Genomic DNA, 13,732 nt, shown 5'->3' on the forward strand with positions numbered 1-13,732 from the left:
TGCACAATTGCAGGCTTTGTTGTAAAAAGCCGCCGTAGCTGGAGAATTTCAACAAAAAAAAGCTGCCCTCAAGTAGTTTAACTACTCGAGGACAGCCCCCATTAAAGGATTAGAAAATAAGTCTGAATAACACGAAATAGATCGAGAACGCTAATGCGATACTAATCGGAATGGTGATGATCCAAGTTATCAGCATACGGCCAACGGTACCCCATTGTACATCATGGAATCGCAGCACACTGCCTGTCCCAATAATGGCGGACGAAATCACATGTGTAGTCGAAAGTGGTTTACCGATAAACGTTGAGAACTGAATAACAATGGAAGAGGTTAGGTCTGAGGCAAAGCCGTTTATCGGCTCGATTTTAACAATTTTACCTGAGACTGTTTTGATAATGCGCCAGCCTCCGATGGATGTACCAAGTCCCATCGCAAGTGCCGCGGCGATTTTCACCCAGAGGGGAACGTTAAGATCGGTTTGCACGCCGGCTGCGACGAGACCGAACACGATGATGCCCATTGCTTTCTGTGCATCGTTTCCGCCGTGCGAGTAGGAGAGCAGACCAGCGGATATAATCTGCAGGGTGCGGAACATGCGATTCAGCTTGGATCGCGATGTATTTCCTGACCAGATGACGATGTACTTGATCAACACCATGATCAGATAACCTAGCCCAAAAGCAATGATTGGCGATAGCAGCAAGATGATGATAATTTGAGTGAAGCCATCCCAATTCACAGCATGGACGCCTGCACCAGCAATGACAGCCCCAGCCAAGGCACCAAGTAGAGTATGGGAAGAGGAAGATGGGATGGAAAGATACCAAGTAAGTAAATTCCAAATAATAGCGGCAAGCAGAGCGGCAATAACGATTTCTACACCGTTCTCAATCTTGGCTGGATTGGCGATGCTGCCCCCAACTGTTTTGGCAACTTTAGAAGAAACCATGGCTCCAACAAAGTTAAGTGTGGCTGCCATGATGATAGCAACTCGCGGACTCAATGCACGTGTTGAAATGGAAGTTGCTATCGCATTCGCTGTGTCGTGAAATCCATTGATGAAATCGAATAGCAGAGCAAGTACAACGATAATGATTAAATAGGTTAACATGAGTTCCTCCTAAGCGTTTTCCGGCAGGAAAACTTTCTTCGCACCACAGCAGCGAAAACTCCTATGAATAACGAAGTACGACACTATCAAGGATATTGGCAACATCTTCGCAGGCATCCGTCGTTTCTTCCAGACGCTCATAGATTTCTTTGAGTTTGAAATCTTCGTAGGGATCTTTGCGGGTTATGAAAATTTGGCGAATGCCTTCACGCATTAAGCGGTCTCCGTCATTTTCAAGCGAATTGATGGCAACGGTATGCTCAGGAATTTGCATATACTTTTTCTTGGCGAGCAGTTTGAAAGCATCCAGCATATGTTGGCAAGAATCCACGATGACAGCTGAAAATTCTTTCATATAAGAATCTGTGTGAGAAACAGATAAATAGTCGAAACGGGCAATGGTTGCTTCAATTCCGTCTGTGACGTCGTCAACTTTGGAAGCGAGAATCATAATGTCTTCGCGGTCAATCGGGGTAATGAAAACCTTGTTGAGACCTTTGAAAATTTCATGCGTAATGGAATCACCAGCATGTTCTAGATCATGGATGGGTTTAACATATTCGATCGGAGGCTTTTCACCCATCATGGCTGTGCGAAATAATTGGGCGGTTTGAAGTGCGTTTTCTGCCGCACGGATAAGCAGCTGCAAGAAATCGACTTCGTTCTTTTTTGTGAATAACGTTGTCATAAGATCCTCCTAATATTTACTATATATACAAGATAAACGCATTCGCTCATCATTGAATAACCTCAAAAGAGGGATTTTTCGTCGATTTATGAGGATAAACAGACCCCTATGTAGAAAAAAACTCACAATGCTAAAAGTATCATAACAATCGTACTTTAAGCAACGAAAATTCCGTGACAATTTACAATTTCTTTACACGGGGTTGCATTCTTGATTTTACAAGCCTGAAGATGTAAAGTTTAGAGTGGAGTGTTTGTCTATAGAATGAGCATAGAGAGGGTTTTTTAGTATGAAAAAAACATTAATTACGAATGGTATTTTTATTTCTAATAATGAAGCGAAATCATCCATCAAAGGCTGTATGGTTATCGAAGGAAGTCAAATTACATACATCGGAGAGCAAGTTCCGGAGCCTAGAGAAAACTATGATGAAGTTATCGACGGAACTAATAAGCTGTACATGCCAGGCTTAGTTAATACGCATGGTCATGCCGCGATGTCGCTTTTGCGTGGATATGGTGATGATCTTGCGCTGCAAATTTGGCTAGAAGAGAAAATGTGGCCAATGGAAGCCAAATTCACGTCACAGGATGTGAAATGGGGGACATTATTGTCCATTCTGGAAATGATCAAAGGCGGTACTACGACCGTAGTTGATATGTATGATCATATGAATGAAGTAGCAAAAGCTGTGGAAGAGTCCGGCATGCGCGGCGTGCTTACACGGGGTGTGATTGGACTTTGTCCTCCAGAGGTCCAAACTTCCAAATTAATCGATGCGACCGAGTTTGCCAAAACTTGGCATGGCGCAGCAAATGGCCGGATCACAACGATGATGTCGCCTCATGCGCCATATACGTGCCCTCCGGATTATATCGAACGTATCGTTCAAGTTGCGCATGATTTGAACTTGCCGATTCACACGCATATGTCCGAGACAAGTCGAGAAGTGCAAGCGAATGTTGATCAATACGGACTTCGTCCAGTAGCTCATCTAGAGAAGCTGGGTGTATTCAGCCGACCAGCACTTATCGCTCATGGCGTTCATCTCACGGATGAAGAAATTAGCATTCTCAAACAATACGACGTTCGTGTATCGCATAATCCAGGCAGCAATCTTAAACTGGCTAGTGGAGTGGCGCGTGTTCCTGAGCTGCTTCGTGCTGGAGTGAAAGTTTCCTTGGGAACAGACGGAGCGGCTTCCAATAACAATTTGGACATGTTCGAAGAAATGAGATTAGCGGCGTTGATTCACAAAGGAGTTTCTGGTGATCCACTTGCTGTTCCTGCTGCTGAAGCGCTGTTGATGGGCACTCGCATGGGGGCGGAATCCATATGGCTTGATCAAGTGGGTACGCTGCAGCCTGGCATGAAAGCAGATTTTATTGCCTTGGATATCGATCAGCCGCACTTCTTGCCGAAGACGGATTTCGTTTCTCATGTCGTCTACTCGGCCTGTGCGAAAGATGTTGTAGACGTATGCGTGGATGGCAATTGGATTGTGCGCAAGGGCGAATGCACTACGCTGGATGAAGAGAAAATTAAGCGTGAATTTGAACAATGCTTTGACCGATTGATTGGATAAGCAGATAACCGGTAAGTTCGTCTGGGGAGGTGAGCGGTGTTTATGAATCTGAAGCGATCCATCACATTAGGTGTATTTATTATCTTGACACTTGGTGTCGTGCTCAGCCGCTTTTACTTGAATGTACAGAGTGAATACTGGGACGGAAAAAGCAAAGCAGTAGAAACGGCTTATGAGAAAAGTATCATGACCAAAGCAACCAAGGTAGATTTTTTCTATGGAGATGAGCCGTTCCAAATTGTGTATGGTGAAGATAAGATTGGCCAAAACCTGATCGTTTGGGTGTCAGATAAAGAAGTCCATTCGGAAATGTCGGATGAAGGTTTTACAGAAGATCAAGTGCGAGATGTCATATTGAAAAAGGGCCAAGACTTTGAGGTCCAACGTGTGATACCAGGCAAGCTTGGTCAAGATTATGTGTGGGAAGTGTTCTACAAAAGACAGGAAGACGGCGGCACGCGCCATTTCTATGATTATTATAAATTCAAAGACGGACAATATTTGGATACGTATCGACTCAGCCTTCAGTAGGCTGAGTTTTTTTGTTTCCACTCATTTCATAGAGCAATCGTGTATATGCCGTGATATACTTCTCGTATAGAAACGGACGAAACAAAATAACCGTAGAAAGGGGGACGTTGACTGATGAAGCTGCGTCTCTTACCTGTCGTGTTGAGTGTTATTATCTCTGCCGGTGTTTTGTTCGGCGGTTGGTTTGCCTATACAAGCTTTGCAATGGAAAATCCGTTAAGCGACATTATAAGCAAGGTTCCCGGTGTAACAAGCTCTACCATGAAATTGAACAATGACCGTGTTGATATAGAAGTTGCTTTAAGCCAAGATGCCAGTTTAAGAACGGTCGTTGATCGCATTCACAAAGATGGAGCCTCGATAATTGGCAAACGTACAGTTAATATTGATGTCAAAAACAACCCGTCAGACAAGCTCGAGCTGTGGTGGTCCAAAGCCTTGTTCGAGGTTGCTCAAGCCATGGAAACCAAGCATTATGCGGACATTCCAACCACCTTGCAGAAATATGCTGCAGAAGTTCCGACGATGAAAGTGGAAACTGAAATGGATCAGTCGAATGTGTACATTCGTTTGACAGATGGTGATGCTACGAAATTTATCATGCTGCCTAGATCGTCACAGATAGGAGTGTGGCCGAATGAGTAAAATATATAAGGAAATCGGTATCGGATTTATCCCTGTTTTACTTATCTTTCTTGTTTTTTTGGGTGTAAATGTGATTCCGGTATTGTTTGTCGCGGTTCTCGGTGTTTCTTTATTTTATATGATTAGAGGCCGCGGAGGCGTTGGCGTCGCAACTGGCGGTGAACGCAAAAATAAAAACCGCACACCTTCCTATTTAACCTTTGATGAGATCGGCGGACAAGACCGAGCAAAGAAGGAGTTAACGGAAGCTCTTGATTTTCTGATCAAACATGAAGAAATGAAGAAGCTGGGCATTCGACCGCTCAAAGGGCTTTTGCTTACAGGCCCTCCTGGGACTGGGAAAACATTAATGGCTAAAGCAGCCGCGCATTATACGAATTCTGTTTATTTGGCGGCTTCAGGAAGTGAGTTTGTAGAAATGTATGTCGGTGTCGGTGCCAGCCGTGTGCGTGATTTATTTAAGGAAGCCAGAACACGTGCGGCCAAAGAAGGTAAAGACAATGCCATCATTTTTATTGATGAGATTGATGTAATTGGCGGTAAGCGTGATGGCGGTCAGCAGCGAGAATATGATCAGACCTTGAATCAGCTGTTAACAGAAATGGATGGCATTCATACGAACGACGCTCCGCGTATTCTGATCATTGCGGCAACGAATCGTAAAGAAATGCTAGATAGTGCTTTATTGCGCCCTGGTCGATTTGACCGTCATATTGAAGTAGATTTGCCTGATAAAAAGGGCCGTCTCTCTATTTTGGATATTCACGTGAAAAATAAACCTTTAGCCAAGAGTGTTTCGCTGGATACAATTGCAGATCAAACCTTTGGCTTCTCCGGAGCTCAGCTGGAAGGCGTTCTGAATGAAGCAGCGATTTATGCTATGCGTGAGGAAAAACCGGCTATTGAGCAGCATCACCTTGCTTCGGCGATTGATAAGGTGATGATGGGCGAGAGAACAGATAAAGAAGCCGCATTAGAGGAAAAAGAGCGTGTCGCCTATCATGAACTAGGCCATGCGATCATTGCCGAAATGGTTCGTCCTGGTTCGGTTTCTCAGGTTACGGTGAGTCCACGCGGAAAAGCACTTGGTTATGTGCGTCATAATCCTCCGAAGGACCATTACTTGTACACGAAAGATTATATTGAACATCAGATCATGATTGCTCTTGGTGGTGCCGCGGCCGAAGAAATCTTCTACGGCGGACGCAGTACGGGCTCCCGAAATGACTTCGAGCAGGCTCTTTCCATGGTGCGCAATATGATGGATTCCGGCTTAACATCGCTTGGTATTATCGACCGTGAGATGGTGACGAAGGATCAGCTGATGAAAGAAAATACGGCGATTCTGGATGCGCTGATGATACGCACGAAGGAATTGCTAGAGCAGCAGCGCAGCGTATTCGAGCATTCTTTTGCGATATTGATGAAAGAAGAAGTCCTCTCAGGTGATACGTTCCGTACCCTGTTTGATGCTTCTGTTTCACAAAGTGCATAGTGCAGGAGCTGTCCTCTAAGTAGATCAACTACTTGGGGGCGGCTCTTTTTTTAAAAGTACATATGCCTCGACAGCCCAGACCTCCTCTACTAGCCTGAATCATTAAATTCCTGCGATTATGCATGTTTTTAAGAATTTTTCTGACCTCTCTTTTCACAGAAAGCGGCGTTCAATTTGGCATAAGAATAGGCATTTTCTATGATCTAGCATATGTATCTGAAATGTGTCTAAGGTGAGAAAGTCTCAGGAACGTTTTGTGTATACTAATGAAATTAAGCATCAAAAATTGTATGATATGAGTGGGTTTTCATGATTCGCAGGAACCCATAGACATAGATTTCAGTTCGATCACGGGGCAAGAGAAGGAGAAATAGGTATGAACTTTAAAACAATTGGCGTCGTTGGTGGCGGCACAATGGGGCAAGGGATTTCGGAAATGCTTGCCGCTCGTGGCCTGGAAGTCAGAATTGCCGAGAAAACAACTGAGAAACTGGACCGTGCGTTAGAGCAAATTACGGTCAGCTTAGATAAGCAAATAGAGCGCTGGGCGATGACAGAATCGGAGAAGAAGCTGATTTTGGCTAAAATAAAAAAGGCAGATTCGCTTGAGGATATGGCCGAATGCGATATGGTTATAGAAACGATTACCGAAGACTTGAATGCTAAAAAGCATGTCTTTTTTCAGTTAAACCAAATATGCAACCCTGCCATTATTTTGGCGACCAATACATCGACTTTAAGCGTTACCGAGATTGCAGCCATTACAACGAATCCACAGCGGGTTATTGGGTTGCATTTTCTGCATCCAGTAGCCAAAATCGACCTTGTCGAAATTATTCGGGCGATGAAAACATCGGATGAAACATTTGAACGCACAAGACGTTTCGTAGATGAGCTAATTTTGAAAAAAAGTATTAAGGTGAATGAATCACCTGGATTTATCACAACAAGATTGATCTGTACGTTAATCAATGAGGCGCTGCACACGTTATCAGAGGGTGTTGCTTCGGCTGAAGATATCGACACGGCCATGCGGATCGGCTATGACTTCAAATATGGTCCACTGGAAATGTGCGACCGATTCGGGCTGGATTCCGTTCAGGCTGCTCTGGAAGGCATGTTCCGCGATTACGGAGACATTAAGTACCGTCCATCCTTCCTATTGAAGCAAATGGTGCGAGCAGGCCATCTAGGGGCTAAAACAGGGGAAGGCTTTTTCCGCTATGATAAGGATGGTGATCGTCTATGAACATTCTCGTTATCAATGCGGGCAGCTCTTCACTCAAATATCAGCTTTTTCAAATGAAAGATGAATCTGTTCTGGCAAAAGGCAAAATTGAACGCATCGGGATGGAAACCGCGATTTTAACCCATGAGCCCGCTGGCAAAGCCGAGGTGCGCGAAGTCAGCGAAATCCTTGAGCACACGACAGCTATCCGCAAGGTTTTGGCGCTGCTCGTTCACCCAGAGCATGGTGTTCTTGCCTCCACGGCTGAAATTGACGCCGTGGGTCACCGGGTTGTTCATGGCGGTGAATCGTTCAAGAACTCCGTCCTCGTCACGGACGAAGTGAAGCAAGAGATCAAGCGGCTCTTCGATCTGGCGCCGCTGCACAATCCGGCGCACATGCTTGGCATTATTGCGGTGGAGGCGAACATGCCTGACGTGCCGCAGGCCGTCGTGTTTGACACCGCCTTCCACCAGACCATGCCGGCGCCGGCCTATCTCTACCCGATACCGATGGTGCTATATCGGAAGCATAAGGTGCGCCGTTATGGTTTTCACGGCACCTCGCACAAGTACGTCAGCGAGCGTGCCGCAGCCTTTCTAGGGCGTCCGTTGGAGCAGCTGAAGCTTGTTACCTGCCACATCGGTAACGGAGCTTCCTGCGCCGCTATCTGGGGCGGCCAATCGGTTGATACGAGCATGGGGATGACCCCGCTCGAAGGTCTGATGATGGGCACGCGCAGCGGCGATCTCGATCCGGCCATCGTCCCCTATGCGATGGGCAAGGAGGATTTGACGCTAGGTGAGATCAGCTCCATGCTGAACAAACACAGCGGTCTGCAGGCGATCTCGGGGGGCTCAAGCGACATGCGGGAGATCGTAGAAGCGATGGAAGCAGGCGATAAAAACGCTGCTCTCGCTTTTGACATGTACGAGTATCGGCTGCGCAAATATATCGGTGCTTACGCCGCGGCGATGAACGGCATCGATGCCATTGTATTTACCGCAGGCGTAGGAGAAAATTCCGAGCTGCTGCGCAAAGCTGTTTGCGAACATCTTACCTTCCTAGGCGTGGAGTTCGATGAAGAAGCCAACCGTCAGGGAAGAGGGCTGGAACGTCGCATCACGACATCCAGCTCAAGGGTACAAGTGCTCGTTATTCCTACGAATGAAGAATTGGTCATTGCTGAAGATACATATCGACTTGTCCAGGCAGCGGTCGACTGATTGTTTGGAGAAAATAGTGTACAATAGATAAGGATTCTGAAACACATAAGGAGGTTCGATCGGAAGATGAAATGTACGATAGGTGAAGTCAAACATCATGTCGGCGAGTCTGTTACGATTGGCTGTTGGTTGAACAAGAAGCGTTCCAGCGGTAAAATTCAGTTTTTACAACTTCGAGACGGTTCCGGCTATATACAAGGCATTGTGGTAAAAAGTGACGTTAGCGAAGAGGTATGGGAAGCGGCATCCAAACTGACCCAAGAGAGTTCGCTGTACATAACAGGTACGGTAAAAGAAGATACACGCAGCAAAGGCGGCTATGAGCTTGACGTGCTGGGGGTAGACATCATTCAGGTGACCGAAGAATATCCGATCTCACCAAAAGAGCACGGTGTAGACTTCTTAATGGATAATCGTCATCTCTGGATTCGCAGTCCGCGACAACGGGCAGTACTTGTGATTCGCGCGCAAATTATCCAAGCTATTCAGCAATTTTTCAATGAACGTGGCTTTCATCTGGTTGATCCGCCGATTCTGACGCCATCTTCCTGTGAGGGAACGACTAATTTGTTCCATACGAAGTATTTTGATGAGGACGCTTTCCTTACACAGAGCGGGCAGCTTTATATGGAGGCAGCAGCGATGGCATTAGGCCGCGTGTATTCCTTTGGCCCGACATTTCGAGCTGAGAAATCGAAGACGCGCCGTCATTTGATTGAATTCTGGATGATTGAGCCGGAAATGGCATTCGTTGATCACGCTGAAAACTTGGAGATTCAGGAGCAATTTGTATCTCACATAGTTCAAACCGTGCTTCGCAATTGTACACAAGAGCTGGAAACTTTGGAGCGTGATACGTCCAAACTTGAGAAAATTCAAGGCAGTTTCCCAAGATTAACTTACGACCAAGCGGTCGATTTCCTGCAAAAAAATGGTCATGAATTCGAATGGGGCGAAGACTTCGGGGCTCCGCATGAGACGGCGATTGCTGCTCAATATGAGACGCCTGTTTTCATAACCCATTGGCCGACAGAAATTAAGGCGTTCTACATGAAGCCTGATCCGAGCCGACCTGAGGTTGTACTTTGTGCCGATATGATTGCTCCGGAGGGGTATGGCGAAATTATTGGAGGCAGCCAGCGCATTGACGATCCGGAATTAATGGAGCAGCGCTTCCAAGAGCATGAGTTGTCCAAAGAAGCTTATCAATGGTACCTTGACCTGCGGAAATATGGCACAGTGCCGCATTCCGGTTTCGGACTTGGACTTGAACGCACCGTCGCTTGGATCTGTGGACTTGATCATGTCCGCGAAACGATTCCATTCCCGCGTCTTTTATACCGTCTATACCCGTAAACAGATTTATCAACCATGGGTAGAAAGGGGAGCCGAATCGCACATTGAGTAAACAGACAATTACACAGCAGCAGATAGAAGCAGCTCTTCTGGCCAGTTTCCAGGAGGGAAGCGTGGGGATTCCGCTTCTGCTTTTGAAACATTATCGGGCACTGGACGTCAGTGAAATCGAAGTGATGACACTGATTCATCTGATCTCCTTTTTGGAAAAAGAAAAAAAAGAGTTCCCAACAACAGATGAGATTCAGGCGCGAATGTCAGCTTCCCCTGATCAAGTAATCTCCAGCTTGCAGAAGCTGATTCATGAACAGTTTATTATGATTGACGAGGATATGGAAGCATCCACAGGCATTCGGAGTGAACGCTACAATCTGACCCCGCTATATCGTAAACTGGCTAAACGGGTAGCTGAGGAGCAGTTAGCCGAAGCGGCAAATGCGCGGCAGCCTGTTATCGTTGACGAGAATGCCAGAAACATTTTCACAACTTTTGAGCGGGAATTTGCACGTCCCTTAACACCGATGGAGCTTGAAACCATTACCGGCTGGTTGGATAAGGATATGTACAAAGAGGATCTGATTCTGACGGCGCTCAAGGAAGCCGTGTTTGCGGGCAAAGTCCATTTCCGCTATATTGATCGCATTTTGATGGAATGGAACCGCAATCGAGTGGCTACCGTGGATCAAGCGAAGGAATATTCTCAGCGTTTTCGGCAATCTAGATAAAAGTTGGAACAAACCTCCATCCCCCTCGTTAGCCGTGGGGTTGGAGGTTTTTTAACATGCTTACAAGTAGGGGTTGTTTGGCTTGGTGTAAATCCGAGTGAGATAGGGCTGTTTTTCAGCCTTATCGGCGGAAGTCAGCGCCAACCCGCATCTTTAAGGCCGAAAAACAGCCTTACCGGTGGTGTTTTAGCCGGCAATCCTCCATAAGTGATAGCGGAGTGGTTGAAGTTCAGCGTAAATTAAGGCAGGATGTACGAGGTAGGTGACCGACATAAGCTCCACTACAACCATAAGGCTGAGGGATACTTCCGATCCCCAGTCTTATCGTCGTTTCTGGGAGATATCTCAAACCACCACTCGCTCTATCCAGCATTCACAGCATCCAGAGTGAAACCGCTCTCTCAACATCTGCTCAACAAACATCATGAGACACTCATCAACTCAAAAGCCTGCGGAAGCGCTTTTTTTCTATCAAATAAAAAAAGAACGAGAATGCGCTGCAATGCCCGCATGCTCGTTCCCTATGTATCAGTTACCCGATGTTGACTTATACCCCTTTGTGCAGCAAATGGGAGCGGTAGACGTATTCGAAGAGGAATTCGAACGCTTCCAGATGGCGTTTGGCTTCAAAAGCATTGGCGCCCCACGCATAGATGCCATGTTTGCGCAGCACGATGCCAGGAATGCGTGGAACAATCGCACCTTCGACTAGCTCGGCAATACGCGGGATTTCAGCGTAATTCGGCAAAATTGGAATTTCGACCTGCGCTTCCTCATCCCAGATATTAAAAGCTTTAATCAGTTCAACACCATCAACAGGAATGCTTTTGCGTTCCCAATAAAGCTCAGAAATCAAGTTGTTGAAGATGGTATGTACGTGGAAAATAGCGCCTGCGCCGGTTAAACGGTAGATTTCACTATGAATTAACGTTTCTGCCGAAGGCTTGAGGCTTGTAGCTTCAGTAGGCTGACCTTTTTCATTCACAAGCAAGAAATCTTCCGGTGTTTGTACGGATTTATCTCTTCCGCTTGAGGTGATGGCAAAAGTAAAAGCATCTGGCTCAAAGCCTCCCACACGAACGGACAAATTGCCGCTTGTTGCCGGAAACCAGCCTCTAGCTGCCAAATTAGCTTTAATCTCGCGTAAATCAGCAAATGCTCGTTGTTTCTCTTCTAGTAGAATGCTCATATGACAGGTTCAGCCTCCAGTTGCTTCATAATATCGAAGAAGGTATCAAATGCGTAATAGGGATAGTTAAGCTGTTCGCACATGTCGATCAGATGTGCGCGTGCGAAGATGGTATCGACCAGCTTCGCGCCCTCGAAATCGGTAATGCTGTCTCCGATGATGATCCGCTCATATTTCTCAGCGGGATAAGAACGAATAATGCTTGTTTTGCACATGCCGCAATCGGTTGTGCAATGTTCGTCACAGCGGTTTGGCCATAAAATTTCAATGGTACTGCCTTCGAAAGAGCTGGCATTGCAATAAATATGATCAACGCTAATCGGAAATGGCTTAAGCAGCGGATAGATAAAGAAATCAATGCCGCCGCTCGTAATCAGCAGCTTAATCCCGTTGACTTGGCAATAATCAACGAACTCTTTGAAGCCATCTCGGATCACAGCGTTAGAGATAGCATAGTCGATAATTTCTTCTCTGCGTGAAGTAGGGAGAAGGGCGAACATAGCGCCTACGCCTTGCTTGATTGAGATTTTCTTACTCAAAATTTGCTCTACAATGGCATCCCAGCCTGGTGGGTTAAAATGCTTCATGATCGCAACGATGTTATCGTTAACGGTAATGGTACCGTCAAAGTCACAGAAGATAATGCGTTCCTTGCTCATTCCGGAGTCCCCCAAGTATCAATAGCTGATTGCAATTCTGGATGTGTTTGGGCATAATCGCGAAGGCTGATGCCTTGTAATGTTGCGTCAATCGCTTGTCGGAAAGCATGTCCGCCTCCGATCGTACCCATGCGATGACCATGGATGCCGCCGCCTGCGTTGACGATGACGTCTGTGCCGAAATCTCGCAGGATATGAGGCACGAGTCCTGGATGAATGCCGGCAGAAGGTACAGGGAAACTGGCTGCAAGCTTCAAAATGGCATCAGATGAAGCATTGTAAGCATAGTCTTGATGTAAATTCTTCGTCAGCAATACGTGCTTAATCGCTAAATTTTCTTCTCTTGGCATAACGACCGAGCCGTAAGGTGAAGGGAAAAGGACCAAATCAGCTCCGGCCAAACGCATAAGCTTCCCAAGCAGTACGGACGGAGAGATGCCATAATGCGGAGAAGGATAAGTCGCTCCCGCCAAGGCTGGGTGCGCCATGATCGGAATCGTAATCTCCGGATCGGAGCTTAGCTCGTGCAAGACATCGAAGCCGTAAGCCAAAACATTAAACAGAAGGGCATTAGCGCCTGCTGCGATCGCTTTTTTGGCTTGCGCGGCAAGCTTGGAGGTGGAGCCAGTCAGGTTAACGGCATAAAGCAGCTTTTGGCCGGTTAACTGGGTGGCCTGCTCAGCGGCTTCCAAACAAATCTCAATCCGCTTCTCCAGCGGAGTTAAAGGATTTTCGAATAAAATCTCATCGTCTTTGATCAAATCAACCCCGCCGGCCGCTTGCAAATAAAATTGCTCACGCAGCGCAGGAAGCTCATAGCCCACAACAGACTTGAAAATGCTCATCAACAAAGGTCGATCATGCACACCAAGCAAGTCTCTGACTCCTTGCATGCCGAATTTCGGACCCGAGAAGCCGGATAGAAAGTCGGAGGAGAAAGATAAGTCGATCAGCCTGATTTTGCCATCCATCGAGAGCTTTCCGAATACGGTAACTAACAGAGCCGGAATATCGCGGCTGAAATTAACATCGGGATAGGCAATGGTGATATCCGCATAACGGCTCGAGGCCGCTTCGCCTGACGCGGGTTCATGGACCTCGACCGAAATGACTTTGCCTAAATGCTTCTCCATTTGCGCTTTTTGCGCTTCAGGGAGCTCCGTCCAGCTCCCGACGGTGAGACCAACGGCAATACTTGTTGCTTTTTTATGAAAATCGGCTTTCTCATCGAAACTCCGATACGTTGCTAAACAATAGGCACTCATCGAAACATTCACCTGCTTAAGTTAGTATG

13 protein-coding genes are annotated in these 13,732 nt (G+C 46.5%); 8 read left to right on the plus strand and 5 right to left on the minus strand.

What is annotated here, in order from left to right; translation table 11 throughout:
* Positions 1 to 109 precede the first annotated feature (109 nt).
* Entirely contained in the window at positions 110 to 1,111 is a 1,002-nt protein-coding gene (locus BC351_RS37485; protein WP_079420749.1) for an inorganic phosphate transporter, read from the minus strand.
* A 61-nt stretch (positions 1,112 to 1,172) separates the two neighbouring features.
* Positions 1,173 to 1,799 (minus strand): DUF47 domain-containing protein, encoded by a 627-nt coding sequence (locus BC351_RS37490; protein WP_079420751.1) that lies wholly within the window; start codon positions 1,797 to 1,799, stop codon positions 1,173 to 1,175.
* Positions 1,800 to 2,088: 289 nt separating this feature from the next.
* Between BC351_RS37490 and BC351_RS37495 the strand changes: the two genes are divergently transcribed.
* The 8 genes from BC351_RS37495 (at position 2,089) to BC351_RS37530 (ending at position 10,590) form a co-directional block, all read left to right on the plus strand.
* Complete coding sequence (locus BC351_RS37495; RefSeq protein WP_079420753.1) at positions 2,089 to 3,384, plus strand: amidohydrolase; 1,296 nt, start codon at positions 2,089 to 2,091, stop codon at positions 3,382 to 3,384.
* 42 nt (positions 3,385 to 3,426) lie between these two features.
* Positions 3,427 to 3,915 (plus strand): cell wall elongation regulator TseB-like domain-containing protein, encoded by a 489-nt coding sequence (locus tag BC351_RS37500; RefSeq protein ID WP_079420754.1) that lies wholly within the window; start codon positions 3,427 to 3,429, stop codon positions 3,913 to 3,915.
* A gap of 114 nt (positions 3,916 to 4,029) precedes the next feature.
* The gene (locus BC351_RS37505) at positions 4,030 to 4,560 is read left to right on the plus strand and encodes a hypothetical protein (RefSeq protein ID WP_079420756.1); all 531 of its coding nucleotides are present in this window, start codon (positions 4,030 to 4,032) and stop codon (positions 4,558 to 4,560) included.
* A complete protein-coding gene (locus BC351_RS37510; RefSeq protein WP_079420758.1) occupies positions 4,553 to 6,055 on the plus strand; it encodes an AAA family ATPase in 1,503 nt (500 codons plus the stop codon). Before BC351_RS37505 ends, BC351_RS37510 begins: the two co-directional genes overlap by 8 nt.
* Positions 6,056 to 6,431: 376 nt before the next feature.
* A complete protein-coding gene (locus BC351_RS37515) occupies positions 6,432 to 7,304 on the plus strand; it encodes a 3-hydroxyacyl-CoA dehydrogenase family protein (RefSeq protein ID WP_079420760.1) in 873 nt (290 codons plus the stop codon).
* Positions 7,301 to 8,509, plus strand: a complete 1,209-nt coding sequence (locus BC351_RS37520; protein ID WP_079420762.1) for an acetate/propionate family kinase — start codon at positions 7,301 to 7,303, stop codon at positions 8,507 to 8,509. The genes BC351_RS37515 and BC351_RS37520 overlap by 4 nt, the downstream gene beginning before the upstream one ends.
* A gap of 66 nt (positions 8,510 to 8,575) precedes the next feature.
* Entirely contained in the window at positions 8,576 to 9,865 is a 1,290-nt protein-coding gene (asnS, locus tag BC351_RS37525; protein ID WP_079420764.1) for an asparagine--tRNA ligase, read from the plus strand.
* Positions 9,866 to 9,909: 44 nt separating this feature from the next.
* Positions 9,910 to 10,590 (plus strand): DnaD domain protein, encoded by a 681-nt coding sequence (locus tag BC351_RS37530; RefSeq protein WP_079420766.1) that lies wholly within the window; start codon positions 9,910 to 9,912, stop codon positions 10,588 to 10,590.
* A 547-nt stretch (positions 10,591 to 11,137) separates the two neighbouring features.
* On the opposite strand, the gene mtnB is transcribed toward BC351_RS37530, so the two are convergent.
* Genes mtnB through BC351_RS37545 form a run of 3 tightly spaced genes read right to left on the minus strand, consistent with a single transcriptional unit; the run spans position 11,138 to position 13,703 of the window.
* Entirely contained in the window at positions 11,138 to 11,779 is a 642-nt protein-coding gene (gene mtnB / locus BC351_RS37535; protein WP_079420768.1) for a methylthioribulose 1-phosphate dehydratase, read from the minus strand.
* The gene (locus BC351_RS37540; RefSeq protein WP_079420770.1) at positions 11,776 to 12,438 is read right to left on the minus strand and encodes a 2-hydroxy-3-keto-5-methylthiopentenyl-1-phosphate phosphatase; all 663 of its coding nucleotides are present in this window, start codon (positions 12,436 to 12,438) and stop codon (positions 11,776 to 11,778) included. The genes mtnB and BC351_RS37540 overlap by 4 nt, the downstream gene beginning before the upstream one ends.
* Positions 12,435 to 13,703 (minus strand): 2,3-diketo-5-methylthiopentyl-1-phosphate enolase, encoded by a 1,269-nt coding sequence (locus BC351_RS37545; RefSeq protein ID WP_079420772.1) that lies wholly within the window; start codon positions 13,701 to 13,703, stop codon positions 12,435 to 12,437. The genes BC351_RS37540 and BC351_RS37545 overlap by 4 nt, the downstream gene beginning before the upstream one ends.
* Between the last annotated feature and the right edge of the window lie 29 nt (positions 13,704 to 13,732).

It is taken from the genome of Paenibacillus ferrarius (genome assembly GCF_002027705.1).
Lineage (GTDB): Bacteria > Bacillota > Bacilli > Paenibacillales > NBRC-103111 > Paenibacillus_E > Paenibacillus_E ferrarius.

Bases quoted from the DNA above. Each gene is read 5' to 3' on its own strand.
- BC351_RS37540 (WP_079420770.1), bottom strand. From the start codon at position 12,438: ATGAGCAAGGAACGCATTATCTTCTGTGACTTTGACGGTACCATTACC.
- BC351_RS37515 (WP_079420760.1), top strand. From the start codon at position 6,432: ATGAACTTTAAAACAATTGGCGTCGTTGGTGGCGGCACAATGGGGCAA.
- BC351_RS37485 (WP_079420749.1), bottom strand. From the start codon at position 1,111: ATGTTAACCTATTTAATCATTATCGTTGTACTTGCTCTGCTATTCGAT.
- BC351_RS37545 (WP_079420772.1), bottom strand. From the start codon at position 13,703: ATGAGTGCCTATTGTTTAGCAACGTATCGGAGTTTCGATGAGAAAGCC.
- asnS (WP_079420764.1), top strand. From the start codon at position 8,576: ATGAAATGTACGATAGGTGAAGTCAAACATCATGTCGGCGAGTCTGTT.
- BC351_RS37495 (WP_079420753.1), top strand. From the start codon at position 2,089: ATGAAAAAAACATTAATTACGAATGGTATTTTTATTTCTAATAATGAA.
- BC351_RS37490 (WP_079420751.1), bottom strand. From the start codon at position 1,799: ATGACAACGTTATTCACAAAAAAGAACGAAGTCGATTTCTTGCAGCTG.
- BC351_RS37510 (WP_079420758.1), top strand. From the start codon at position 4,553: ATGAGTAAAATATATAAGGAAATCGGTATCGGATTTATCCCTGTTTTA.
- BC351_RS37500 (WP_079420754.1), top strand. From the start codon at position 3,427: ATGAATCTGAAGCGATCCATCACATTAGGTGTATTTATTATCTTGACA.
- BC351_RS37505 (WP_079420756.1), top strand. From the start codon at position 4,030: ATGAAGCTGCGTCTCTTACCTGTCGTGTTGAGTGTTATTATCTCTGCC.
- mtnB (WP_079420768.1), bottom strand. From the start codon at position 11,779: ATGAGCATTCTACTAGAAGAGAAACAACGAGCATTTGCTGATTTACGC.
- BC351_RS37520 (WP_079420762.1), top strand. From the start codon at position 7,301: ATGAACATTCTCGTTATCAATGCGGGCAGCTCTTCACTCAAATATCAG.